This window comes from Gordonia sp. NPDC003424 (genome assembly GCF_053588655.1).
Genome location: NZ_JBSFQJ010000010.1, coordinates 97178 through 120177, shown reverse-complemented (window position 1 = coordinate 120177; position 23000 = coordinate 97178). Strand labels below are relative to the sequence as shown.

General features: G+C 67.7%; 25 protein-coding genes and 4 tRNA genes. 22 read left to right on the top strand and 7 right to left on the bottom strand.

Annotated features, from left to right (window positions below; genetic code table 11):
- Positions 1-75 precede the first annotated feature (75 nt).
- Both ACWDTI_RS16365 and ACWDTI_RS16360 read left to right on the top strand, forming a co-directional pair.
- A complete protein-coding gene (locus ACWDTI_RS16365) occupies positions 76-1221 on the top strand; it encodes a glycosyltransferase family 4 protein (RefSeq protein ID WP_449739154.1) in 1146 nt (381 codons plus the stop codon).
- 146 nt (positions 1222-1367) lie between these two features.
- Positions 1368-2084 carry a demethylmenaquinone methyltransferase gene (locus ACWDTI_RS16360; RefSeq protein ID WP_449739153.1) on the top strand — a complete coding sequence of 239 codons (717 nt, stop codon included), beginning with the start codon at positions 1368-1370 and terminating at the stop codon, positions 2082-2084.
- Positions 2085-2283: 199 nt separating this feature from the next.
- On the opposite strand, the gene ACWDTI_RS16355 is transcribed toward ACWDTI_RS16360, so the two are convergent.
- A complete protein-coding gene (locus ACWDTI_RS16355; RefSeq protein ID WP_449739152.1) occupies positions 2284-3237 on the bottom strand; it encodes an oxygenase MpaB family protein in 954 nt (317 codons plus the stop codon).
- Between the two features lie 27 nt (positions 3238-3264).
- A complete protein-coding gene (locus ACWDTI_RS16350) occupies positions 3265-4545 on the bottom strand; it encodes a geranylgeranyl reductase family protein (protein WP_449739151.1) in 1281 nt (426 codons plus the stop codon).
- Between the two features lie 102 nt (positions 4546-4647).
- Here ACWDTI_RS16350 and ACWDTI_RS16345 point away from each other — a divergent pair, with 102 nt between their 5' ends.
- Positions 4648-5664 carry a polyprenyl synthetase family protein gene (locus ACWDTI_RS16345; RefSeq protein ID WP_449739150.1) on the top strand — a complete coding sequence of 339 codons (1017 nt, stop codon included), beginning with the start codon at positions 4648-4650 and terminating at the stop codon, positions 5662-5664.
- Between the two features lie 90 nt (positions 5665-5754).
- Entirely contained in the window at positions 5755-6618 is an 864-nt protein-coding gene (gene htpX / locus ACWDTI_RS16340) for a zinc metalloprotease HtpX (RefSeq protein WP_449739149.1), read from the top strand.
- Positions 6619-6958: 340 nt separating this feature from the next.
- On the opposite strand, the gene ACWDTI_RS16335 is transcribed toward htpX, so the two are convergent.
- Positions 6959-7450, bottom strand: coding sequence for a YajQ family cyclic di-GMP-binding protein (locus tag ACWDTI_RS16335; RefSeq protein ID WP_449739148.1), 492 nt, complete (start codon positions 7448-7450; stop codon positions 6959-6961).
- A gap of 77 nt (positions 7451-7527) precedes the next feature.
- Here ACWDTI_RS16335 and ACWDTI_RS16330 point away from each other — a divergent pair, with 77 nt between their 5' ends.
- The 6 genes from ACWDTI_RS16330 (at position 7528) to ACWDTI_RS16305 (ending at position 10272) form a co-directional block, all read left to right on the top strand.
- Positions 7528-8211, top strand: coding sequence for an SRPBCC family protein (locus ACWDTI_RS16330; protein ID WP_449739147.1), 684 nt, complete (start codon positions 7528-7530; stop codon positions 8209-8211).
- Between the two features lie 85 nt (positions 8212-8296).
- Positions 8297-8377, top strand: a tRNA-Tyr gene (locus ACWDTI_RS16325).
- Between the two features lie 129 nt (positions 8378-8506).
- Positions 8507-8579: transfer RNA gene (locus tag ACWDTI_RS16320), tRNA-Thr, on the top strand.
- 21 nt (positions 8580-8600) lie between these two features.
- A tRNA-Met gene (locus ACWDTI_RS16315) sits at positions 8601-8674 on the top strand.
- Positions 8675-8759: 85 nt separating this feature from the next.
- A complete protein-coding gene (rpmG, locus tag ACWDTI_RS16310; RefSeq protein ID WP_003929651.1) occupies positions 8760-8927 on the top strand; it encodes a 50S ribosomal protein L33 in 168 nt (55 codons plus the stop codon).
- Positions 8928-9177: 250 nt separating this feature from the next.
- Positions 9178-10272 carry a fused (3R)-hydroxyacyl-ACP dehydratase subunits HadA/HadB gene (locus ACWDTI_RS16305; RefSeq protein WP_449739146.1) on the top strand — a complete coding sequence of 365 codons (1095 nt, stop codon included), beginning with the start codon at positions 9178-9180 and terminating at the stop codon, positions 10270-10272.
- A 357-nt stretch (positions 10273-10629) separates the two neighbouring features.
- Here the strand turns inward: ACWDTI_RS16305 and ACWDTI_RS16300 are convergent, their stop codons facing one another.
- Entirely contained in the window at positions 10630-11589 is a 960-nt protein-coding gene (locus tag ACWDTI_RS16300) for a DMT family transporter (RefSeq protein WP_449739145.1), read from the bottom strand.
- Here ACWDTI_RS16300 and ACWDTI_RS16295 point away from each other — a divergent pair.
- From ACWDTI_RS16295 to rplA, 6 genes are all read left to right on the top strand, one after another.
- Positions 11588-12991: an aminotransferase-like domain-containing protein gene (locus tag ACWDTI_RS16295; RefSeq protein WP_449739144.1), complete on the top strand. Its 1404-nt coding sequence runs from the start codon at positions 11588-11590 to the stop codon at positions 12989-12991. The two genes, ACWDTI_RS16300 and ACWDTI_RS16295, sit on opposite strands and share 2 nt — an antisense overlap.
- Before the next feature lie 347 nt (positions 12992-13338).
- Positions 13339-13411 (top strand) — tRNA-Trp (locus ACWDTI_RS16290).
- Between the two features lie 38 nt (positions 13412-13449).
- Complete coding sequence (secE, locus tag ACWDTI_RS16285; protein ID WP_449739143.1) at positions 13450-13899, top strand: preprotein translocase subunit SecE; 450 nt, start codon at positions 13450-13452, stop codon at positions 13897-13899.
- A gap of 70 nt (positions 13900-13969) precedes the next feature.
- Positions 13970-14857: a transcription termination/antitermination protein NusG gene (gene nusG, locus ACWDTI_RS16280; RefSeq protein ID WP_449739142.1), complete on the top strand. Its 888-nt coding sequence runs from the start codon at positions 13970-13972 to the stop codon at positions 14855-14857.
- A gap of 72 nt (positions 14858-14929) precedes the next feature.
- Positions 14930-15364: a 50S ribosomal protein L11 gene (gene rplK, locus ACWDTI_RS16275; protein ID WP_449739141.1), complete on the top strand. Its 435-nt coding sequence runs from the start codon at positions 14930-14932 to the stop codon at positions 15362-15364.
- Positions 15365-15561: 197 nt separating this feature from the next.
- On the top strand, positions 15562-16278 hold the full coding sequence (gene rplA / locus ACWDTI_RS16270) for a 50S ribosomal protein L1 (protein WP_449739140.1): 717 nt from the start codon (positions 15562-15564) through the stop codon (positions 16276-16278).
- A 72-nt stretch (positions 16279-16350) separates the two neighbouring features.
- Here the strand turns inward: rplA and ACWDTI_RS16265 are convergent, their stop codons facing one another.
- Both ACWDTI_RS16265 and ACWDTI_RS16260 read right to left on the bottom strand, forming a co-directional pair.
- Positions 16351-16674, bottom strand: coding sequence for a transcriptional regulator (locus ACWDTI_RS16265; protein ID WP_449739139.1), 324 nt, complete (start codon positions 16672-16674; stop codon positions 16351-16353).
- On the bottom strand, positions 16671-17135 hold the full coding sequence (locus ACWDTI_RS16260; RefSeq protein ID WP_449739138.1) for a hypothetical protein: 465 nt from the start codon (positions 17133-17135) through the stop codon (positions 16671-16673). Before ACWDTI_RS16260 ends, ACWDTI_RS16265 begins: the two co-directional genes overlap by 4 nt.
- A gap of 155 nt (positions 17136-17290) precedes the next feature.
- Here ACWDTI_RS16260 and ACWDTI_RS16255 point away from each other — a divergent pair, with 155 nt between their 5' ends.
- The 5 genes from ACWDTI_RS16255 (at position 17291) to ACWDTI_RS16235 (ending at position 21439) form a co-directional block, all read left to right on the top strand.
- Complete coding sequence (locus tag ACWDTI_RS16255) at positions 17291-18199, top strand: ABC transporter ATP-binding protein (RefSeq protein WP_449739137.1); 909 nt, start codon at positions 17291-17293, stop codon at positions 18197-18199.
- Positions 18189-18968, top strand: coding sequence for an ABC transporter permease subunit (locus ACWDTI_RS16250; RefSeq protein ID WP_449739136.1), 780 nt, complete (start codon positions 18189-18191; stop codon positions 18966-18968). Before ACWDTI_RS16255 ends, ACWDTI_RS16250 begins: the two co-directional genes overlap by 11 nt.
- A gap of 165 nt (positions 18969-19133) precedes the next feature.
- Positions 19134-20087 carry an L-lactate dehydrogenase gene (locus ACWDTI_RS16245; RefSeq protein WP_449739206.1) on the top strand — a complete coding sequence of 318 codons (954 nt, stop codon included), beginning with the start codon at positions 19134-19136 and terminating at the stop codon, positions 20085-20087.
- A gap of 118 nt (positions 20088-20205) precedes the next feature.
- Positions 20206-20481: an excalibur calcium-binding domain-containing protein gene (locus ACWDTI_RS16240; protein WP_449739135.1), complete on the top strand. Its 276-nt coding sequence runs from the start codon at positions 20206-20208 to the stop codon at positions 20479-20481.
- A gap of 127 nt (positions 20482-20608) precedes the next feature.
- Positions 20609-21439: a DUF2786 domain-containing protein gene (locus tag ACWDTI_RS16235; RefSeq protein ID WP_449739134.1), complete on the top strand. Its 831-nt coding sequence runs from the start codon at positions 20609-20611 to the stop codon at positions 21437-21439.
- 9 nt (positions 21440-21448) lie between these two features.
- On the opposite strand, the gene ACWDTI_RS16230 is transcribed toward ACWDTI_RS16235, so the two are convergent.
- Entirely contained in the window at positions 21449-22414 is a 966-nt protein-coding gene (locus ACWDTI_RS16230; protein ID WP_449739133.1) for a hypothetical protein, read from the bottom strand.
- An 82-nt stretch (positions 22415-22496) separates the two neighbouring features.
- Between ACWDTI_RS16230 and ACWDTI_RS16225 the strand changes: the two genes are divergently transcribed.
- Positions 22497-23000: a TIGR04338 family metallohydrolase gene (locus tag ACWDTI_RS16225; RefSeq protein WP_449739205.1), complete on the top strand. Its 504-nt coding sequence runs from the start codon at positions 22497-22499 to the stop codon at positions 22998-23000.

Below are 23000 nucleotides of genomic sequence, written 5' to 3'. Positions count from 1 at the left end.
AGAGTTCACCATCGTTTCGGCCGAACGTCATGTCGGGACGGCATCCACGACAGGTGACGCCCCGACACTGGCGGCATGCGCGTCGCGATCGTGGCCGAGAGTTTCCTGCCGCAGATCAACGGGGTGGTCAACTCCGTTCTGCGGGTGGTCGACCATCTCGAACGCACCGGCCACACCGCCATGGTGATCGCCCCGGACACCGCTCGCGGTGAGGAGTCGGCGCCGCGGATGGTCGGGCGGCGCACGCCGGTCCACCTGGTGCCGTCGCTGCGCGTGCCCAAGGTGACGTCGCTGCCCGTCGGCGTGCCGATGCCATCGTTGCATCGGGCGTTGCGGGACTTCGAGCCCGACGTGGTGCACCTCGCGTCGCCGTTCGTGGTCGGCGCCGCGGGTGCAGTGGCGGCACGACGACTCGACGTGCCGTCGGTGGCCGTCTTCCAGACCGATGTCGCCGGATTCGCCGCGAGCTATGGGCTGGCCATCACCGCCAAGCTGGCCTGGCGCTACACCCGACGACTGCACGACATGTGTGACCGCACCCTCGCGCCGTCTACCGACACGCTGAGAATGCTTGGCAGCCATGGTGTTCCGCGGCTGCATCGGTGGGGTCGCGGGGTGGATGTGGAGCTGTTCTCGCCGTCGCTGCGTGACGGCGGGCTGCGCGCAGAGTGGGGAGTTGCGCACGGGAGGCTGGTCGTCGGGTTCGTCGGACGGCTGGCGCCGGAGAAGCACGTCGAACGGTTGGCGTCGGTGGCCGATGATCCTGGGGTGCAGCTGGTGATCGTCGGGGACGGGCCCGAGCGGGGGCGGCTGGCGGCCTTGATGCCCGGCGCGGTGTTCACCGGGGAACTGCGTGGCGCCGAGCTCGCCCGCGCGTACGCGAGCTTCGACGTGTTCGCGCATGCCGGCGAACACGAGACGTTCTGCCAGACCATCCAGGAGGCGATGGCCAGCGGCGTGCCGGTGATCGGGCCGGATGCGGGTGGGCCGCGTGACCTGGTGGCCCACTGCCGGACCGGGTACCTGTTGCCGCCTCCCGAGTACGCCGAGCGGCTCCCGTCGGTGGTCGAGGTGCTGCGTGACGACGTGTTGCGGGCCGAGTTCGGGCGCGCGGCGCTGGGGGCGGTGCGGTCGCGGACGTGGCCGTCGGTCTGCGAGCAGCTGCTGGGCCATTATCGTGCGGTGATCGACGGCGAGCAGGTTGTTTCGCTGGCCGGGTGAGTGGGTTGTGGCGCGGTGGTTCGCCTAAGCGGGGGCGTAGCGCGTTTACGAGGAGATTATTGACGTATAGATGCGCTGGGTGCGCGGTTATCCGAGGCATGACCTTACGTGGTGGTGCGGCGCCGTTGCCCGGTAGCGTGGGCGCCATGGCAGGCACAACCGGCGGCGCACATGTGGAACGGGCAACCCTCGACAAGGACCCTGCCGAGGTCGCGGCCATGTTCGACGGCGTGGCCAAGCGCTACGACATCACCAACACCGTGCTGTCCTTCGGTCAGGACCGTGGCTGGCGCAAGAAGACCCGGGCGGCGCTGGCGCTGAAGCCGTCGGACATCGTGCTCGACCTGGCCGCGGGGACCGCCGTCTCCACGGTGGAACTCGGGCGTTCGGGTGCGCACTGCATAGCGGCAGACTTCTCGCTGGGCATGCTGAAGGCGGGCGCGAAGCGTGAGGTGCCGAAGGTTGCGGCAGACGCGCTCGCGCTGCCGTTTGCCGACGAATCCTTCGATGCGGCAACGATTTCCTTCGGTCTGCGGAATGTGAACGATGTGCCGAAGGCGCTGTCCGAGCTACACCGTGTGCTCAAACCCGGTGGGCGACTGGTCATCTGTGAGTTCTCGACGCCGGTTTTGAAGCCGCTCCGGACGGTCTACCTGGAGTATCTGATGAAGGCCTTGCCGACGGTGGCGACGAAGGTGTCGAGCAATCCCGCTGCGTATGTGTATCTGGCGGAATCGATTCGGGCGTGGCCGGATCAGTTCGGGCTCGGGGATCTGATTCGGGAGGCAGGGTTTACCGCGGTTCGCTGGGAGAACCTGACCGGAGGGATCGCGGCGGTGCACTCAGGGGTGAGGGCGGGGTGATCCTCTGCGGCAGAGGTGGTCTCGATGCGCGGCCTCGCAGGCTCGGTCGCTTACTCGACCAGCGGAGGGTTGCCCGTCGCTGATCGAGTAAGTGAGGAGCGCTAGCGACGAGCGCATCGAGATCGCTTGTGGCGTAGGTGGTACTCGGCTGGCAGGGGGTGCGGGCGCAGGCTCACCCCGAGACCGGCGAGGGGTGAGATCAGCCGGTTGCGCCGTGCGGGAACGGGCAACCGGGGGCGAACGTGGGCTCGAAGGTGCCGAGATCTTCGACGCGGTAGCCGTCGGGGTAGCCGCGGACTTCCTTGGTGTCGCGGGCGAACAGCGGCTCGACACGCGGCGACGCGAACAGGCGGATCGCGAGGGCGCGGGCTCTGAGCCCGGCGCGCACCAGGATGCGTTCGGCGGTGGTCGGTTTCGGGTAACGGAACGCCTCGAGCAGCCGATCGTCCATGAGCGCGAACGACATTCGACGCACCACGGCGCGGGGCAGCAAGCGGTACGGCATGAATGTGCCGAGCAGGTCGAGCGTCGCGTCGGCAACCGCAAGCGACTCTTCGCTGAACGCGAAGTTGGTACGCTCGTACGACTCGTAGAACTGCTTGAACTCCTCGTGGGTTTCCGGGATGTCCTTGATGGCCATGTGTTTTCCGAGCGCCCGGTAGTAGTTGGTTAGGCCGGTGATCTCGTGCGGGGTCATCGACCGCCACTCGTGGGCGTTCACCCACTCGACCGGGCACACCACGAAGGTCGAGAGGACGTAGCGCATGTCGTCGTTCGAGATGTCGTACATCGCATGCATCTGGTTGATGCGGCGGATGCCGGCGCGGCCGTTCGGGTGATCGAAGCCGTAGGCGATGGGGGCGTCGAGCAACAGCACCGTGTCGTCGTACCGCTTCTGCGTGTGCTCGGTGAATTGCCCTGTGTGGTAGAGCAGTTCGCCGATCGATGGTACCGCGTAGGTTCGGAAGAGGGCGAAGCTCAGGGCTTGGGTGATGCCCCAGGGGAATTCGAGGGTGGCGAGCTTCTGGGCGATCAGCTGCGCGTCGTTATCGGCGTCGAGCGCGGCCATCTCGGCGCGAAGCGCGTACCGCTTCGAGATCCGGTTCTGCACGGCGTGCTTGGTGCGGGCGGCGGTACGACTCACGGCGGACATGCAATGAAACATATCACCAACTTTGTCTCATTGGAATGGTGGGCGGTGATCCACGCGCACCGAACCGCGCCCGACGGTGCGCCAGGCGCGGGCCACCAGGTCGGTGTCCTCGGCGGTGATCAGGTTGCCCATCACGCGTACAACCAGCGACATCAGCCGCGCCGACCGGATTCCGGGGCGGCCCAGCGTGGGTACGGCCTGTGGGACGGTGAGCACTCCGGCGAGGCGCCGGGCGGCGGAGAACGCGAGCCCGTAGTGCTCGACGAGGATGTCGCGCCAGCGGGTGGTGTGGTCGCCGGAGCCGTCGTCGAGCAACTCGACGGCGAGGCGGCCGGTTTCGAGCGCGTAGTCGATGCCCTCGCCGTTGAGCGGGTTCACGCAGGCTGCGGCGTCGCCGATGAGGATCCAGTTGGCCCCGGCGACACCGCTCACCGCGCCGCCCATCGGCAACAGCGCCGAGGTGAGGCGCTGTGGCGTGCCGTCGATGCGCCAGTCGTCGGCGACCATCCGCGCGTAGTGCTCGAGGATCGGGCGCAGCGCCATGTGCGCGGGTCGTTTCGCGGTGGCCAGCGCCCCGACGCCGACGTTGAGCTGTCCGCGCCCGAGCGGGAAGACCCAGCCGTAGCCGGGCAGGAGCGCGCCGTCGGGGTCACGCAACTCCAGGTGGGAGCCCATCCAGTGGTCGTCGGCGCGCCCGGAGCTGACATACGCGCGGGCGGCGACGCCGTAGGCGGTGTCGCGGTGCCACTGACGTCCGAGGGTCTTGCCGAGCCCCGAGCGCACGCCGTCGGCGACGATCACGTCGCGCACGGCGATCTGGCGCGGACCATCGGGTCCGGCCAGGGTGACCGAGCCGATCCGGTCCCCGTCCATGGTGACGTCGACCGCCTTGGCGCCCTGGACCATCCGGGCCCCACGAGCGACCGCGAGCGCTCGGATCTCCTCGTCGAGTTCCATCCGGGTGACCGCGCTGCCGTACGTCGGGAACCGGCCCGGCGGCCAGGGCACCTGCTGGCTCGCGCCCCAGCCATGCAGCGCGAGGCCGTCGATGCGGGGGCGATCGGCGAGGTAGTCGCCGAGGCCGAGGCGATCCAGTTCGGCGACCGCGCGCGGGGTCAGACCGTCGCCGCAGGTCTTGTCGCGGGGGAAGGTCGCGGCGTCGACGAGGACCACCTCGTGCCCGGCGGCCGCGGCGTGGGCGGCGGCCGCCGATCCGCCCGGTCCGGCGCCGACGACGAGCACGTCCGCGCGCGCCGGGAGCGGGGGGAGCGGGTGGTCGGTGTCCCGCTCCGGAAAGTCGCTACTCACCCGACCAGTATGTCGGCACCCAGAACCGACTAGTCTCGGCAGCAGGCCCCGACCATGGTCGGGGCCTGCTGCGACCGACGAGAAGATGGGGCACGAGAGCACGTGAAGTCCACATTCGCCGGGGTTGACCTGGGAACCGACGAGTTCGCCGAGACCGTGCGCTTGTCGCTGGCGCAGGTCGAGGACCTGTTGCTGACCGAGCTGTCGTCCGGTGACGAGATCATGACCGAGGCTGCGACGCACCTCGCCAAGGCCGGCGGCAAGCGTTTCCGCCCGATGTTCGCGATCCTCGCGTCGCGGTTCGGACCCGACGCGGGCAGCGCCGACGTCATCACCTCGGCGACCGTCGTCGAGATGATCCACCTCGCGACGCTCTACCACGACGACGTGATGGACGAGGCGCCCATGCGTCGCGGTGCGCCGAGCGCCAACGCCCGCTGGACCAACAGCATCGCCATCCTGTCCGGCGACTTCCTGTTCGCCCGCGCCTCCCGCCTGGTCTCCACGCTGGGCCCCGACGCGGTACGGATCATCGCCGAGACGTTCGCCGAGTTGGTCACCGGGCAGATGCGCGAGACCGTCGGCGCACGCGGCGCCGACGCGATCGACCACTACTTGCGTGTGGTGTGGGAGAAGACCGGGTCGCTGATCGCGGCGGCCGGCCGGTTCGGGTCGATGGCGGCCGGCGCGGCCCCCGTGGACATCGAACGCCTGTCCCACCTCGGCGACATCATCGGCACCGCCTTCCAGGTCTCCGACGACATCATCGACATCAGCTCGGCGTCCGGCGACTCCGGCAAGACACCGGGCACCGACCTGCGGGAAGGCGTCCACACGCTGCCGGTGCTCTACGCCCTGCGCGCCGATGACCCGGCGTCGGCGCGACTGTCCGAACTGCTGCTCGACCCGAAGACCGGGCAGGCGAAGCCGGTCACCGACGACGCCGCGGTGGCCGAGGCGATCGAGGTGCTCAACGCGTCGTCGGGCATGGCCGCGGCCCACGACCGGCTGCGGGCCTTCGCCGACGAGGCGCGCGAGGTTCTCGCCGAACTGCCGGCGGGGCCGGCGCACACGGCGCTGTCGTCGTTGGTGAGCTACACCATCGACCGGACGGGGTAGCGGGCGGGAAACTCTGCCGATCATCCGTTCGTTTGCGACAGTGAGAGAGGCCCGCCGACCGGTGGGACCGCGTCGTGGATCGAGGATCTGATGCATTTCAACGGCCTGAAGACAGCGGGTCTGATGATTCTGATGTCGGTGATCATCGTGTTCATCGGGTCGCTGTTCCGAAACCCGACGATCCTGTGGTTCTCGGTGATCCTCGCGGTCGGCACCAACGCCTACGTCTACTTCAACTCGGCCAAGCTGGCGTTGCGGTCGATGCATGCGCAGCCGGTGACCGAGGTGGAGGCGCCGGTGCTGTACCGGATCGTTCGCGAGCTCGCGACCACCGCCCGGCAGCCGATGCCGGCGCTCTACATCAGCCCGACCGAGTCGCCGAACGCGTTCGCGACCGGCCGGAACCCGAAGAACGCCGCGGTCTGCTGCACCGCGGGCATCCTGCGCCTGCTCAACGAGCGCGAGTTGCGTGCGGTGCTCGGGCACGAGCTGTCGCACGTGTACAACCGCGACATCCTGATCTCGTCGATCGCCGGGGCGATGGCCTCGGTGATCACCGGCCTGGCGAACATGGCGTTCTGGTTCGGCGGCAACCGCAACGGTCAGGGGCCGGGACTGCTCGGAGTGCTGCTCATCTCGCTGCTCGGTCCGCTGGCGGCGACGTTGATCAAGATGTCGGTGTCGCGCTCACGCGAGTATCAGGCCGACCAGTCAGGTGCCGAGCTGTCGGGCGACCCGCTGGCGTTGGCGTCGGCGCTGGCCAAGATCAGCGGCGGCATCGACCAGGCGCCGCTGGCGCCGACGCCGCAGCTGGAGTCGCAGTCACATCTGATGATCGCCAACCCGTTCCGCGGGGGCGGCATGGCCAAGATGTTCGCCACCCACCCGCCGACCGCCGACCGCATCGCCCGCCTGCAGGAGATGGCGCGGCGGGGGCCGCATTCGGGGCGGTAGCCACCGTCGAGTGGGCGTCGTTCCGTGTCGACTGGGCGCCGTTTTTCGTTGACCGGGCCCCCAGCGCGGGCGGGGGTGCCGCAGTGCTCACTCGGCTGCTAGGTCCGACGGGGCATGTCGTGACCGATGAGTAGCGGAACGCAGCCAATCCGGGTGCCTACTCGACTGTGACGGGCGCCCGGTCGACGGAAGTGAGCGCCCACTCGACGGTGAGGAGCGCCCAGTCGACGGTGAGGAGCGCCCAGTCGACGGGAGGGAGCGCCCAGTCGACGGGAGGGAGCGCCCAGTCGACGGGAGGGAGCGCCCGGTCGACGGGAACGGGCGCCCAGTCGACGGGGCTCTACCGGTAGTTCACGAACTGCAGCGCGATCCCGAAGTCCTCGCCCTTGAGCAGTGCGATGACGGCCTGCAGGTCGTCGCGCTTCTTGCTCGACACCCGCAGCTCCTCGCCCTGGATCTGCGCCTTGACGCCCTTGGGGCCGTCGTCGCGGATCTTCTTGGAGATCTTCTTGGCGTGCTCGGAGTCGATGCCCTCGACGATCTTGCCGCTGATCTTGAAGGTTTTGCCGGACGCGGCGGGTTCGCCGGCGTCGAAGGCCTTGAGCGAGATGTCGCGGCGGATCAGCTTCTCCTTGAACACCTCGAGGCCTGCCTGGACGCGTTCCTCGGCGTCGGAGGTGATCACGATGGTCTCGTCGCCGGACCATTCGATGCCGGTGTTGGTGCCGCGGAAGTCGTAGCGCTGCGACAGTTCCTTGGCGGCCTGGTTGAGGGCGTTGTCGACCTCCTGGCGGTCGACCTTGCTCACCACGTCAAACGATGAATCAGCCATGCCTGACACCCTATCGGGCGCCTCGGACAGGTCGTTCGGCTCTGTCGATTCCCACCATGTGGCGAGAGAATTCAGACATGGGCAGCATCACCAGACGAGGCATCGGCGCCGCTGCGGCGGTCGGGCTGATCGGAGCCACATACGCGGGGGTGGTCCGCCCCCACATGCTCCGGTGGGGCGCGCTCGAGGAGGAGGTCGACGAGGACTTCCCCGACGCGGGCATCGTGCCCGACGGAACCCGCAGCGCGACCATGGCCACCAGCATCGACGCGCCGCCGGCCGCGGTCTGGCCATGGCTGGCGCAGATGGGCACCGACCGCGGCGGCTGGTACAGCTGGGATCGCCTCGACAACTGGGGCCGCCACAGCGCCACCCGCATCCACCCGGAATGGCAGGACGTCACGCTCGGCGACCGCTTTCTCGGCACCCCCGACGGCAGCCAGGCGTGGGAGGTCGTCGCCTGTGAACCGCAGCGGTTCCTCGCCCTGCGCATGACGCTGGACGGCAAGGGCCGACAGTACGACCCGGCCGACGGGCGGCCGTCGTCGTACACCGATTCGACGTGGAGCTTCTGGTTGCGACCGCTGCCCGACGACCGGACGCGGCTGGTGGTCAGCGGCTACTGGGCGTTCGAGCCGCGCTGGCTCAAACCGATCATCAGCACGCTGATGCTCGAACCGTCGCACTGGGTCATGCAGACCCGGCAGTTTCACAATCTGAAGCGGAGGGTGGCTGACAGCCGCGTGGTGAACAGTCGCTGAACTGCGGGTTTGCGCTGACCTGCGGTAGTCGTTGTATTCTTCACGGCGTTGTTCTTGCGGTCGCAACCCGGCCGAGGGGACACACGGCAGATTGCCCGAGCGGCCAATGGGAGCGGACTGTAAATCCGTCGCGAAAGCTACGCAGGTTCGAATCCTGCATCTGCCACAACGAGGTGAATCGCTGGATTTCGGCGCTCGCCACCGGTCGTCGTGAGGCGATTTGGTGAGCGCCTACTCCGGTGTGTAATCTCGTTAAGGCTCTCGAGCCGCCCACGCGAGTGGGTGACCCGGGCACGCCCCCTTAGCTCAGTCGGCAGAGCGTTTCCATGGTAAGGAAAAGGTCGACGGTTCGATTCCGTCAGGGGGCTCGCTGGACCTCCAGTCCACATGGCGGTGTAGCTCAGCTGGTTAGAGCGCACGACTCATAATCGTGAGGTCGAGGGATCGAGTCCCTCCACCGCTACAAAGCGGCTCCGACCAGCTTGGAGCCGAACTGCTAGAAGGGCGAGCCGAGCCCGCCGACGTACCACCCGAAAGAAGGCAACGACGTGGCCTCCTCAACAGATGTCCGCCCCAAGATCACCTTGGCGTGCGAGGTGTGCAAGCACCGTAACTACATCACGAAGAAGAACCGCCGGAACGATCCCGATCGCCTCGAGATCAAGAAGTTCTGCCCGAACTGCGGCAAGCACCAGGCGCACAAAGAATCGCGCTGACGACTCCGTCGTAGGAGTGGTGCTGACGATTTCGTCGTCGGAATCGCGTTGACGACTCGGTGACCCGGTCGCACCGGCGACTCGTCACAATTTCAGACTTGACCACGGGCTGTCTCGCATATCGCGAGGCAGCCCGTGACCATTGGATAAGCTGCACGTCAATCGGGCAGCGCATCGGATGGCAGCCCGTGACCCGCATTCGCGAGAGTCGTGCCGTCGAGGCGCAGGGCGCAGCGAAGGAGCGAAAAGCATGACACAGATCACCGACGGGGAGCTCGCCGAGCGGATCGGGAGCGTGAAAGACGGCCCGAAGTTGACTCCGGAAGAGATCGCGGCCCACACCAAGGAACTGGTGGGCTTCAAGTACACCGTCGACGACTATTACGAGATCGGCCGCGAGGAAGTCCGCAAGCACGCGCTCGCCGTGCAGGACGCGCACCCGACCCACTGGAGCGAGGAAGCGGCCCGCGAGATGGGTCACGACACCCTCATCGCCGCACCCACCTACGTCTCAGTGCTCGGCATCATCGCCCAACGCAGACTGTTCGAGGACGTCGTCACCGGCTACGACCTGTGGCAGATCATGCAGACCGACCAGCGGCTGGTCTATCACCAGCCGATGAAGGTCGGCGACCAACTGGTGTGCGACGTGTCGCTGGACTCGTTCCGCCACATCACCAGTCCCGAGACGATCGACCTGATGGTCACCAAGAACGTCATCTGGAATCAGCACCACGAGCCGGTGATGACCACCTGGACGTCGCTGGCCGCGCGCCCCGGCTTGGAAGTCGATCCCGAGCTCGAGGCGTCTCTCGACCACGTGATGATGAAGATCGACAAGACCGGCGTCGCCGGCAAGACCGTGTTCGCCGACCCCGCCCGACTCGACGAGCCGGACCCCACCCAGAGCCCGGGTGCCTACGCCGCGATCGACTTCGACACGCTCACCGTCGGTCAGGAACTCAAGCCCAAGCGATTCCTGCTGACCCGCGGCAATCTGACCAACTACGCCGGCGTCGCCGGTGACCCCAACCCGATCCACTTCTCCGACCACGTGGTCAAGGCGGCCGGCATGGATGACGTCGTCGCCCACGGCATGCAGACGATGGGCCTGGGCGCGACCTTCATCTCCGAGTTCATCGGCGACCCGGCCGCGTTCTGCGAGTACAACGTGCGCTTCACCAGCCCGGTGTACGTGCCCGTCGACGACAGCGCGGCGGTCGACTTCACCGGCAAGGTCAAGTCGCTCGACCCGGAGACCCGGCGCGGCACGATCGCGATCGTCGCCAAGCAGGGCGACCGTAAGATCTTCGGGCGTGCGCAGGCGGTTATTCAGTTCAACTGACCCTTTGATCCTTCGTCCATCGGACTTGGGTTCCGGTCGTTGACCAGGATTCCCGCTTGTTGGGCGTGATTCCCGGTCGTTGAGCTTGCTTTCTGGTCATTGACCGTGCCTTCAGGTCATTGAGCTTGTCGAAATGCGACGTTTCGACACGCTCGCTCGGCTGGCGCCTCGCGGGCTGCTCAACGAGCGGTGGGTGCGACGGGCGGGTGAGCTTCACGAGCGGGCGGGCGCGACGGGCTGGTGGGCTCGGCGGGGCGGTGGGCGCGACGTTTCGACACGCTCGCTCGGCTGGCGCCTCGCGGGCTGCTCAACGAGCGGTGGGCGCGCGACCGCGAGTGTGCTTGACGGGCGGGTTGTTCAACGGGCGTGTGTGCTCAAGGCGCGGGTGTGCTCGACCAGCGATGGGGGCGCAACCACCCGACTCCGCACGGTGAACGCGGCAGTCGCGATCACGGCGAGGCCGCCGACGACCAGCGCCGCGGTGAGGTGTTCGTCGAGCAGCAGTATCGACCACAGCACCGACAGGATCGGCTGGACCAGCTGGACCTGGCTGATCGTCGCCATCGGCCCGATGGCGAGGCCGCGGTACCAGGCGAAGAAGCCGAGGAACATGCTGACCGCGGACAGGTAGGCGAAGGCGGCCCACTGGCCGGTCGTCGCGTGTGGGGGAGCGACGTCGAGTCGCCAGAGGCTGAGCGCGGTCATGATCGGCGACGCCAGCACCAATGCCCAGCTGATGGTCTGCCACGATCCCAGCTTCCGCGACATCAACCCGCCCTGCGCATAGCCGAGCGCACCCAACCCGACCGCGCCGAACAACAACAGGTCCGCGACACCGATCCCGCCGATCGACCCGTGGGCGGCGACGGTGAAGCCGATCGTCGCCAGCACGCCGCAGCCGGCGCCGATCCAGAACCGTCGGCTCGGGCGCTCGCCCGCCATCGTCACGGCAGCGACAGCGGTGGCGGCCGGCAGCAATCCGACGACGACAGCCGCGTGGCCGGCGTCGGTCGATTGCAGCGCGAGCGAGGTCAGGATCGGGAATCCGGCGACCACCCCGAGCGCCACGGGGACCAGTCCCAGCCATTCGCGCGGGGTGGGTACGCGGGCACCGCCGATCAGCAGGGCGCCGGCGGCCAGCACCGCGGCGATCACTGCGCGGCCACACCCGATGAACAGCGGGTCGAGCCCGCCGACGGCGATGCGGGTGAAGGGGATGGTGAACGAGAACGCCGCCACACCCACCAGGCCCCAGAGTGCACCAGAGCGGGAAAGCGCTGAGCGACTGGGTGCGATAGCGCTACTATCAATACTCATGTCAGACGATAGCAGTTCGCGGATAGCGCGTCACCTACGTTCCCTGGCGGCGGCTGCCGACGCCGGGGCCAAGCTGCCGTCGACGCGTGTGCTCGCCGAGCAGTTCGGTGCCGGGCCGGTCACCGTGCAGCGGGCACTGGCGCAGCTCGTTGCCGAGGGAATCGTCGAAACCCGTTCGGGCAGTGGAACATTCGTGCGGAAGCGGAACGTCTTCGCGGCACCGGTGGATGTCTCGTGGCAGACCGCCACGCTGGGGCCGGAACGATCCGGCACTCCGGTCATCGGCTCGAGCATGCGGCAGATCCCGCACGACACCATCGCGATGCACAGCGGGTATCCCGACGCCGACCTCATGCCGCTCCGGGAGGTGCGGAGTGCTTTCGCCCGGATGGCGAAGCGCGACGACGCGTTCATCCGGCCCCCGACGGCCGGGCTCCCCGATCTGCGACGCTGGTTCGTCGACGATCTCGGCTCCGACGGCTGGCGCGACACCGACGCGGTGATCGCCTCCGGTGGACAGGCCGCGCTGGCCGCGACCTTTCGTGCACTCACCACGCCCGGCGACGCCGTCGTCATGGAGTCCCCGACGTACTGGGGAGCGATCGCCGCGGCGCGGCAGGCGGGGCTGGTGATCGTGCCGGTCCCGCGCACCGACGGGGCGCCGAGCGCATCCGACCTCGACGACGCGTTCGCCACGTCGGGCGCCCGGTTGGCCTACGTGCAGCCGACCTTCGCCAACCCGACCGGCGACGTGTGGACCCCGGCCCAGCGCGAGGCCGTGCTCGCCGTGGTGCGCGATCATCGGGCGTTCGTCGTCGAGGACGACTGGGCACACGACTTCGCGATGGACGGCCCGGCCCCGTCGCCACTGGTCTGCGCGGATTCGGGCGGCCACGTGATCTACATCCGATCGCTGACCAAGAGCCTGTCGCTGAGCGTGCGCGTGGCCGTGCTCATCGCCCGCGGCCCGGCCCGGGCGCGGATCGAGAACGCGCTCACGGTGTCGGACATGTACGTCGCGCCGGTGCTGCAGGCGGTGGCGCTCGACGTGGTGTCGCGTCCCGCCTGGCACACCCATCTGGCGCGGCTGCGCCGCGCGTTGCAGGCACGACGCGACGCACTCGTGGGTGCGCTCGGGGCGGGCGCGCCGATGATCGAGGTCGGCGCGGTGCCGCGGGGTGGGCTCAACATCTGGGCGGCGCTACCCGCCCACGGCGCCGACGGCACTCCGACCGACCCCGACGCCGTCGCCGCGCGAGCCCTGGCGGCCGGACTGGCCGTCGCGCCCGGCTCCGAGTGGTTCCCCGCCGAGGCGACGGGTCCCTTCGTGCGGCTCAATTTCGCCGCGGCGTCGCCGGATCGGTATGACGAGGCGGTGGAGATTCTCGTGCGATCGCTGTGACACGGACTTCCGGCCGGCACTGTGCCGGTGGTGGCTCGCGCAAGTGGGGGCACAGCGCGATCACACGACAATTATTGTCGCGAGATCGCGCAGAGCGCCCACTTACGCGGGAGACCCGGTTCCAGCGTCCACGGTCCCCCTCGGCAGGGGTCCGGGCGGTCCCAACCGGGTATGCGCGACGGGTATGGTCGAAGAGGGCGAAGGGTGGTCGGAAACCGGTTTTGGGTTCGGTCCACCCCGTGCTCTACACTGAAGTGTCAGGTTGATTCTTGACTTGCGCGCTGCCCATAGGGTGGCGCGTTGGTTTTGTCGGGAGTCAATCGACGGCGACCACCCGTTGGTCGCAAAGGGGCGTAGCTCAACTGGCAGAGCAGCGGTCTCCAAAACCGCAGGTTGCAGGTTCAAGTCCTGTCGCCCCTGCCCTGGAGAGGGCACACGTTGACGAGAGGACCTCGAAGGTGAGCAAGCGAGATCGAGCTGCCCGCGCCAAAGAAGCCGCGGACGAGACCGCGGCCGAAGCGGCCGCGGACGGGCTCGAGGCTCGCGACGACGCCGACGACGCGGAGCAGTCCGAGCTCCGGCCGTCCGGCAAGCGCTCGACTCGGGGTCGCCGATCGACGACGAGTGCCTCGACCACCGGCGGCGACGCGGATTCCGATTCCGGTTCCGACGTCGCGGTCAAGGAACGCAAGAAGAAGGCGCCTGCGGGTGAGAGCCGAAATCCGTTCATCCGGATCTGGACTTTCCTGCGGCAGGTCGTCGCCGAACTGAAGAAGGTCATCTGGCCGACTCGTCGGGAGATGATCACCTACACGATCGTCGTCCTGATCTTCGTCATCGTGATGACCGCCTTCATCTCCGGCCTCGACCTGGGCTTCGCCAAGCTGGTGCTCTGGGCGTTTGGCTGAGTCGGCCCGCACGCGGGTCACGACGCCGGCAAACCGTGAGCACCGAACCGACAGAGGAGCGTGGGCTGCAGTGAGCACCCCGGAGAACGAGATCGAGGCCTTCGAGGTCGACACCGTCGACGTCGTCGCCGCTGACGATGCCCTGGATCAGGACGCCTCGGATCAGGGTGTCGTGGACGAGACCACCGACCCGGGCGTCGAAGCGCAGTACGAGGCCGCCGAAGACGACGAAGCCGCCGTCGAGGGTGGCGAGGCGGCCGTGGAGGCTGCCGAGGACGCCGAGTTGATCGCGGCCGTCGACGAGGCCGTCGAGGAAGCGTTGCCGGCCGAGGACGCCGATCCCGTCGAGGAGCTGCGCAAGCAGCTGCGTCGTGCGCCGGGCGAGTGGTACGTGATCCACAGCTACGCCGGGTACGAGAACAAGGTGAAGGCCAACCTCGAGACCCGTGTCCAGAACCTGGACGTCGGTGACTACATCTTCCAGGTCGAGGTGCCGACCGAAGAGGTCACCGAGATCAAGAACGGCCAGCCGAAGAAGGTCAACCGCAAGGTGCTGCCCGGCTACATCCTGGTGCGCATGGACCTCAACGACGAGTCGTGGGGCGCGGTGCGCAACACCCCCGGGGTGACCGGATTCGTCGGGATGACCTCCAAGCCGTCGCCGCTGACCCTCAACGAGGTGATGCAGTTCCTCATGCCGCGCGTCGAGGCCAAGAAGCCGGCCGCCGCGAAGGGCGCGGGCGAGGGTGCCGAGGTCGCCTCGGCCGCGTCGGCCCCGGTCATCGAGGTCGACTTCGAGGTCGGCGAGTCGGTCACCGTCATGGACGGCCCGTTCGCGACGCTGCCCGCGTCGATCAGCGAGGTCAACGCCGAGCAGCGCAAGGTCAAGGTGCTGGTGTCGATCTTCGGTCGTGAGACGCCGGTGGAGCTCAACTTCAATCAGGTCGAGAAGATCTAGCTCGGCCCGAATCAAGACTTTCACGTCTCCAGCGGGCGTGGATTTGCAAGGAACAAACAAGGAACAAGAGAGATGCCTCCCAAGAAGAAGAAGCTCGCCGGCATCATCAAGCTCCAGATCCAGGCAGGCGCGGCCAACCCGGCTCCGCCCGTGGGTCCGGCGCTTGGTCAGCACGGCGTGAACATCATGGAGTTCTGCAAGGCGTACAACGCGGCGACCGAGTCGCAGCGTGGCAACGTCATCCCGGTCGAGATCTTCGTCTACGAAGATCGCTCCTTCGACTTCAAGTTGAAGACCCCGCCGGCCGCGAAGCTCCTCCTCAAGGCCGCCGGCCTGCAGAAGGGCTCCGGCGAGCCGCACACCAAGAAGGTCGGCAAGGTGAGCATGGACCAGGTCCGTGAGATCGCCAAGACCAAGGCCGAGGACCTCAACGCCACCGACATCGACCAGGCCGCGAAGATCATCGCCGGTACCGCACGGTCGATGGGGATCACCGTCGAGGGCTGAGGCTTCGACAAGCTCAGCCGGCGGTAAACGTCGGCGAGTGACCTCGATACGGCGCGTCGCTTTCGCTGGATGCCTACTCGATCAGCGAGGCAGGACCTCGTTTCGACAAGCTCAACGAGCGACGCACGCGTGGGAGGGCCGGCTCGGCCCACTAACCACCAACCCGAACAAGAACCACACGGAGAAAGAACAGAGCAATGGCACAAAAGAGCAAGGCCTACCGCGCCGCCGCGGAGCAGGTCGATCGCACCAAGCTGTACAGCCCGCTGGAAGCTGCGCAGCTCGCGAAGGACACGTCGTCGAAGAACACCGACTCGACCGTCGAGGTCGCCATCCGCCTGGGCGTCGACCCGCGCAAGGCTGACCAGATGGTCCGCGGCACCGTCAACCTGCCTCACGGCACCGGTAAGACCGCCCGCGTGATCGTGTTCGCCACCGGCGACAAGGCCGCCGAGGCCACCGCGGCCGGCGCCGACGAGGTCGGCGCCGAGGACCTGATCGAGAAGATCCAGGGCGGCTGGCTGGACTTCGACGCCGCGATCGCCACCCCGGACCAGATGGCCAAGGTCGGTCGCATCGCGCGCGTCCTCGGACCGCGCGGCCTGATGCCGAACCCGAAGACCGGCACCGTGACCCCCGACGTCACCAAGGCCGTCAACGAGATCAAGGGCGGCAAGATCAACTTCCGCGTCGACAAGGCAGCCAACCTGCACTTCGTCATCGGCAAGGCGTCGTTCGACACCAAGAAGCTGGCCGAGAACTACGGCGCCGCCTACGACGAGATCATGCGTGCGAAGCCGTCGGCCGCGAAGGGTCGCTACATCAAGAAGGTGACTGTCTCCACCACCACGGGCCCGGGCATCCCGGTCGACCCGGCGGTGACGCGGAACTTCGCCGAAGAGCCGCAGGCCTGACGTCCTGACAGTTCGACAGACCCCCGGTCGCATGCGCGGCCGGGGGTCTTCTGTTGTTGGGGGGACCTGCTATCAAAGGACGTCGCCGACGATGGCGCGCAGCGCGGCGATGTGTCCGGTGAACGCCGTCCGCCCGGTGTCGGTCAGTCGTGCGCGCAGCCGGCGCCGGCCGTGATGCGTGCGGCGTTCGACGCTGACGTAGCCCGCCTCCTCCAGCGTCGAGAGCTGTTTGGACAGCGCCGAGTCCGACAATCCCAGCCGTTCTTTGAGATAGGCGAACTCCGCCCAGTCGGCGGCGGCGAGCGTGGCGACCAGCGACAGCCGGGTCGTCGGATGGATGAGTTCGTCGAACCGCGCGGCGGGCTCGTTCGTTGTGCGCGCCGGTTCTGCGGTCATGCGCCGAACCGATGCCGCAGCGCGCGAAGCAGATCGGGCTCGCCGAATCCGATGACCAGTCCGACGATCACTCCGGCCCACAGCGAGGGGTGCCCGGCGCCGTCGGCGTCCAGGGCTATCGCGGCGGCGATCGTGAATGCCACCGCCGCGAGCAGGATTCCGATGATCAGAAAAGGAATGCGACGGTCGGCGACAGCCCTGCTCACCTGGAGATGACGGCTGGCGCGCGTGCCGTCGAACAGCCTCGAGGCCACCATCGAGTGGGCGACGGCGAAGACGATCGTCGCCACGGTGGTGACCCAGGCCGGAGCGAACTGGCCGATCGCGCCGAGCGCCATCCACCCGCCCGCCATGCACCACCAGTAGGCGCGGGGGAGTCCGATCTCGGCGGTCACCTGCTGCTCCGCGCGTTCGGCCGCCGCGAGGGCGGCGCGAGCCTGTTCCGGCGTCGGGCTCGACATCTCCCGCACCTCCTCGCTTGACTTTCCCTGCTGGAAAGTAACAATCCACTTTCCCATCAGGAAAGTCAAGGTCGGTTGCCCGACAATCCACCGTGACGTCCCGTGCCGGCGGAGAATCGGGTCATGCGGGTCGACCATCAGGAGAGGAGCACGACGTGACGCCGCCGATCGTCATCGAGCACCTGACCAAGACCTTTGGTGCCGGACGGGGGATCACCGATGTGGGCCTGACCGTCGAGGACGGCGAGGTGTGTGGATTCCTCGGGCCCAACGGAGCGGGCAAGTCGACGACGATCCGCTGCCTGCTGGGCCTGTATCGACCCGATGGCGGACGGGCACTGGTGTTGGGGCACGACATCGCCCACCGAGGCGCCGAGTACCTGCGACGCGTGGGATATCTGCCCGGCGAATTGACGTTGCCGGGTTCACTCAGCGGCGGCGATGTCCTCGCGCGCTTCGGCCGCATGCGTGGCCTGACCGACACCACCTACCGTGACGAACTCTGCGAACGGCTCGGCGTCGAACTCGAGCGGCCGATCCGCACCTTGTCCAAGGGGAACAAGCAGAAACTCGGCATCGTGCTGGCCTTCATGCATCGACCGGATCTGCTGGTGCTCGACGAGCCGACCTCGGGCCTGGACCCACTGCTCCAGGACGAATTCGCGGCGCTGGTCGGTGAGTTCGTCGAGGCCGGCCGAGCTGTGCTGCTGTCGTCCCACGACCTCGCCGAGGTCCAGCGACTCGCGCACCGGGTCGCGATCATCCGGTCCGGACAGATCGTCGTGAACGACACCGTGGAGGCATTGCGGGCCAATTCGCCGGGCAGCATCGAACTGGATTTCTCGCACGACGTCGACGTGACGATGCTCGGCGGCCTGCCGGGGGTGACGATCCGCTCGGCGAGCCCCCGACATGTCGTGCTGACCCAGACCGGGCCGGTGGGCCCGGTTCTGTCGGCGATCGCGTCCCTGGATCCCGACATCATCACCGCACGCCCGGCCGACCTCGACGAACTGTTCCTGCGCGTCTATGACCACGGGGGAGGTGGGATCGGTGACCACTGACCTGATCCGACTCGATCTGCGATTGCGACGCCGGATGCTGATCGGGACCGCGGTCGGCGCCGCGGTCTACCTGCTGATCATCGTCGCGATGTATCCGTCCTTCAAGAACGACACGTCCCTCGACGCGATGATCAGCTCCAAGGCGGCCGTGTTCGGCTTTTCGGGCTCGATCACCTCCCCGGCGGGATGGCTGAACGCCAACATGTACGCGAACTTCGGGCCGATGCTGGCGCTGCTGCTGGCCATCGGGTACGGCGCGGGGGCGATCGCCGGACAGGACGCCGACGGCAGTCTGGGGCTCGTCGTCACGCTGCCCGTCACGCGGACCACGGTGCTCGCCCACAAGGCGGTCGCCTTGCTGGTGGTCTGCCTGGTCGTGCCGATCGCGTCGTTCGTCGTCTGTCTGGCCGGTCCGCGCTTCGAACTCACGCCCGACTGGGCGGCGCTGGCCGGTGTGACGCTGGCCTTGACGTTGCTGGCCTACGATTTCGGTGCGCTGGCGCTCCTGGTCGGGGCGGCCACCGGGAATCGGGGGATGGCCCTCGGTGTGGCCGGCGCCGCGGCGGCCGCCTCCTACCTGATCAGTTCGTTGGCGATGGTGATCAACGCCGTCCACGCGATCCGGTGGATCTCACCGTTCTACTGGTCCGTCGGCGACAACCAACTGGTCGACGGGGTCAGCGCGGGCGACATCGCGGCCCTTCTCGGGCTTGCGGTGGTGCTCGTCGGGGCGGCCGTGGTGGCCTTCCGGCGACTCGACGTGCACTGATCCGGCGCTCTGCCGCACGCCGGGTTCGGTGAGGTGAACGTTGGATGCCGGATACGCAGTTTGTGCGGCACCGCGCACCGAAAGCGACTAAGACTGAAACTTGCACGTCGCGATAGGTGACCGAACACCCGAACTCCCCGAAACACGAGGTGATGGACGATGTCGATGGATAAGCGCAACACCAAGATGGCGATCATCGGAGCGGGGGCGGTGGGCACCGCGGTGGCCTACTCGTCGCTGATCCGCGGTGTCGCGCGGACCGTCGCGATGATGGACATCAACAAGGCGAAGGTCGAGGCGGAAGCGCTCGACATGTCGCACGGCCTCGAGTTCATCCCGCGCGCCGACATCCTCGGCAGCGACGACATCGAGGTGTGTCGGGATGCGGACGTCGTCGTCTTCACCGCGGGTGCCAAGCAGAAGCCCGGACAGTCGCGGCTCGAACTCGCCGAGGCGACCATCGGGCTGACCCAGAAGATCATGCCCGGAGTGCTGAAGGTGGCGCCCAACGCCATCTACATCATGGTCACCAATCCGGTCGACATCGTCACCTACGCGGCGCTCAAGTACAGCGGGCTGCCCAGCAATCAGCTGTTCGGTTCGGGCACCGTGCTCGACTCGTCGCGACTCCGGTTCCTCATCGCGCAATACACCGGGGTGGCGGTGCAGAACGTGCACGCCTACATCGCCGGCGAGCACGGCGACACCGAGATCCCGCTGTGGAGCACCGCGTCCATCGGCGGACTCCCGCTGCTGGAATGGCAGCCGCTGCCCGGGCATGAGCCGCTCGATGAGAAGGCGCGCAACGAGATCCACCACGAGGTGGTGCACGCCGCGTACAAGATCATCGAGGGCAAGGGTGCCACCAACTACGCCATCGGCCTGGCCGCCACCCGCATCGTCGAAGCCGTTCTCGACGACGAGCACCGCATCCTGCCGGTATCCACCGTCGCCGAGGGGTTCGCCGGACTCGAGGACGTCTGCCTGTCACTGCCGTCGCTGGTCGACCGCAACGGGGCCAGCCGCCGGCTGGAGATCCCGCTGTCGGCGGACGAGCGCGCGGGTCTGATGAAGTCGGCGGAGACGCTGCGGGGAATGCAGTCGAAGTTCGGGCTGTAGCCCCGCGTCCCTTCTTCACGTCAGCGCATGGGATGATTGCTGACCGTAACTCTTGTCGTTGTGGTCGGGCGCTGGCTTTATCCCAGTGCGGGCACTTTGTGTGAAGAAGGAAGTCGTGATGCGTCGCTCGGGGACGATGATGGTCGGACTGATGATGGCCGTGGGCGCTGTGGGCCTGGCGCCGGTAGTGGCAGACGCCCCGGCCGCGGCCGCGACGACGTACAAGAACTGCAAGGCGCTCAACGCCGACTACCCGCACGGTGTCGGCAAGTCGGGGGCGGTGGATTCGACCTCGGGCACCCCGGTCACCGACTTCACCGTCGACGACGACCTCTACAACGCGAACCCCGGCCGTGACCGCGACGGCGACGGCATCGCCTGCGAGAAGCACTGACGTTACGGATCGGTCAGGGCTGTTGCAGCTCAAGCGATTTGGTTGGCTGCATCGGCGCCTGACGATGCTGCGGTCCAGGAGTGGCTGCGCGCGGGAACCGCGTGGGCGCGGGTAACGTCTAAGAATCATGCGCGACGACAAACTCCTCACCCGCATCTCCGCCCTGTTGCGGCAGGCGGAGAACACCGACAATCCGCACGAGGCCGAGACGTTCATGCAGGCCGCCCAGCGGCTGGCCACCGCGTCGTCGATCGATCTCGCGGTCGCGCGGGCGCATGATCCGGCGCAGCGCAAGAGCACCACTCCGATCTCTCGGCAGGTCACCATCGGGGAGGCCGGTAAACGGGGTCTGCGCACGTACGTCCAGCTGTTCGCGGCGATCGCGCGGGCCAACGACGTGACGGTCGATGTCGCGGGCAATTCGACGTTCGTCCTGGCGTACGGTTTCGAGTCCGACATCGACACGTGCGAGGCGCTGTACACCTCGCTGGTGGTGCAGATGGTGGCGGCCAGCGACACATACCTGCGGTCCGGCGCCTACAAGGGCGAGGAGTTCTCCCGGGTGGTGACCCGCGGATCCGGTTGGCGCGCAAGGCGAGTCGTCGAGACGAAGCCGCTGTCTCCGATCACCGCCCGGCTGAACTTCCAGTCCGCGTTCGCCGAGCGGATCGGCAAGCGGCTCAGTGAGGCGCGCGAGGCGGCCCGCGACGAGGCGTTCAACGCGGATCCCGACGGTGAGCGCACACCGAGTTCGACGGCTGTCGCCCTGCGCAACAAGGAGATCGAGGTCTCCGATTTCTACAAATCCGAATCCACCGCACGCGGCACGTGGCGACCCGCGAGTGCGTCTGCCGGATATTCGGAGGCGGCACGGCAGGCCGGGGACCGGGCGGGCCGCAACGCCAAACTCGGTCCGAACCGCGAATTCGGTGGCGCGCATGGTGCGTTGGAGAGATGAGTCGTGGGCTCAGTCCGGTCGGGTCGTCGCGAGCGCGTCGGGGTCGTGCGCGTCGAGCCAGGACTGCTGGCTGTTGGGCGGCGGCGGAAACGCCTTGGGCACTCCGAGGCGTGTACGCATCCAGCGCCCGATGATCCCCTCGTCGCGCAGCAGCGCATGCACGACGATGACGCTCACCACGACGATGTAGGCGAAGAAGAACAACCAGCTGATCGCGACGAACACGACGCCGAGGGTGCCGAAATGACGGGTTGTCTCCCGCACGACATGCGGCAGCACGAAACGGCTTCCCACCAGATACGCCGTGACGAACACGCTGGTGAAGACTCCCGTAGCGGTCAGCAGTCGGATCGGCACCTGGCTCGAGATCAGGAGCCGAGGCAGCAGTGTCCACATGACCGACCAGATGACGAAGGTTGCGGCCGTCTCGAGGACGACGCCGAGCGTGCCGTAGCCGGCGATCGTGAACCCGGTGAGGTTGATGCCGTGCAACTTCGTGCTGAAACCCTGCGCGACAACCCCCAACGGGATCACGAACAGGACCACCACCCATCGCCACCAGCCGGAAATCGGGAGCTTGCGGACCTGCCAGATGGACACATACATCCGGCCCAGGGCCCGCGACAGCGATGTCGCGCCGGCGATCGTCATGAGCACGCCGATGATGCCGTAGATCGTGAACGAGTCGGGCGTCGTCATGGACATGGCATCGACGCGCTGGGGGTCGACACCGAGCTCGGAGAGCGCCTGGGACATCAGCTTGCTGCCCGGGGTCGCGCTGAGCAGGATGACGATCGGCAGGATGGAGGTGAACGCCTGCGCCGCCAGGGTCATCGCCCGATCCGTGACATCGTTGACCGCGAAGTCGTGCAGCACCCGCAGTGCCGGACGGGCGCCCGGCAGCGCTACCGCCCGTTCGGCGAGCGCCAGCCCCCGATCGCGGGCGCGGGCGATCATGACGCTAGGAGAGTTCACCTCGGTCGGCTCCTTCCCCGGCGCGCATCCCGATCGGACGGCTGCCGGTCAGATCGTAATGCGTGCCCGCGGCCGAGGCGTGATGCGGGCGCGTGACACCGCGCGCAGTCGCGTCTACGACGCGGAGCGACTCGTGTTCCGGTTGTTCGACCGTGCGGACGAGGCCCGGACGGTGCAACTGGTCGGCACCGAGCTCACCTTGCCGGTCGAGGCCCGCTTCGGTTCGGTCGACTCGGTCCGCGGTCACGTCGACCGGGTGCTGGCCATGCCGGCCGTGCGGGCGCGGTTCACCCGTGCCGCACACCCGGTGGCCGTTCGCGAACGGCGCGGGGATCGATCGGCCCACTACTCCCGCACCGCCGACGGCGACGCCGAGATCGCGATCCCGTCGTCGCGGGACGGGCGGTGGGCGTTGCGGGAGCTCGTCGTGCTGCACGAACTGGCCCATCACCTCGACGATTCCGGCGGACCCGCCCACGGCCGGGAGTTCGTCGTCTGTCTGATCGACCTGGTCGGATTGGTGCTGGGACCGGAGGCGGCGCTGGTTTATCGTGTCATCTTCAGTGACAGCGGCGTGGGGCCCTGA

Coding starts and splice junctions, on each gene's coding strand:
- ACWDTI_RS16295 (WP_449739144.1), top strand. CDS start 11,588: ATGTCAGACGATAGCAGTTCGCGGATAGCGCGTCACCTACGTTCCCTG.
- rplA (WP_449739140.1), top strand. CDS start 15,562: ATGGCACAAAAGAGCAAGGCCTACCGCGCCGCCGCGGAGCAGGTCGAT.
- ACWDTI_RS16335 (WP_449739148.1), bottom strand. CDS start 7,450: ATGGCTGATTCATCGTTTGACGTGGTGAGCAAGGTCGACCGCCAGGAG.
- ACWDTI_RS16355 (WP_449739152.1), bottom strand. CDS start 3,237: ATGTCCGCCGTGAGTCGTACCGCCGCCCGCACCAAGCACGCCGTGCAG.
- ACWDTI_RS16225 (WP_449739205.1), top strand. CDS start 22,497: ATGCGGGCGCGTGACACCGCGCGCAGTCGCGTCTACGACGCGGAGCGA.
- ACWDTI_RS16235 (WP_449739134.1), top strand. CDS start 20,609: ATGCGCGACGACAAACTCCTCACCCGCATCTCCGCCCTGTTGCGGCAG.
- ACWDTI_RS16265 (WP_449739139.1), bottom strand. CDS start 16,674: ATGACCGCAGAACCGGCGCGCACAACGAACGAGCCCGCCGCGCGGTTC.
- ACWDTI_RS16330 (WP_449739147.1), top strand. CDS start 7,528: ATGGGCAGCATCACCAGACGAGGCATCGGCGCCGCTGCGGCGGTCGGG.
- rplK (WP_449739141.1), top strand. CDS start 14,930: ATGCCTCCCAAGAAGAAGAAGCTCGCCGGCATCATCAAGCTCCAGATC.
- ACWDTI_RS16360 (WP_449739153.1), top strand. CDS start 1,368: ATGGCAGGCACAACCGGCGGCGCACATGTGGAACGGGCAACCCTCGAC.
- ACWDTI_RS16240 (WP_449739135.1), top strand. CDS start 20,206: ATGCGTCGCTCGGGGACGATGATGGTCGGACTGATGATGGCCGTGGGC.
- ACWDTI_RS16245 (WP_449739206.1), top strand. CDS start 19,134: ATGGATAAGCGCAACACCAAGATGGCGATCATCGGAGCGGGGGCGGTG.
- ACWDTI_RS16305 (WP_449739146.1), top strand. CDS start 9,178: ATGACACAGATCACCGACGGGGAGCTCGCCGAGCGGATCGGGAGCGTG.
- ACWDTI_RS16300 (WP_449739145.1), bottom strand. CDS start 11,589: ATGAGTATTGATAGTAGCGCTATCGCACCCAGTCGCTCAGCGCTTTCC.
- ACWDTI_RS16260 (WP_449739138.1), bottom strand. CDS start 17,135: ATGTCGAGCCCGACGCCGGAACAGGCTCGCGCCGCCCTCGCGGCGGCC.
- htpX (WP_449739149.1), top strand. CDS start 5,755: ATGCATTTCAACGGCCTGAAGACAGCGGGTCTGATGATTCTGATGTCG.
- ACWDTI_RS16365 (WP_449739154.1), top strand. CDS start 76: ATGCGCGTCGCGATCGTGGCCGAGAGTTTCCTGCCGCAGATCAACGGG.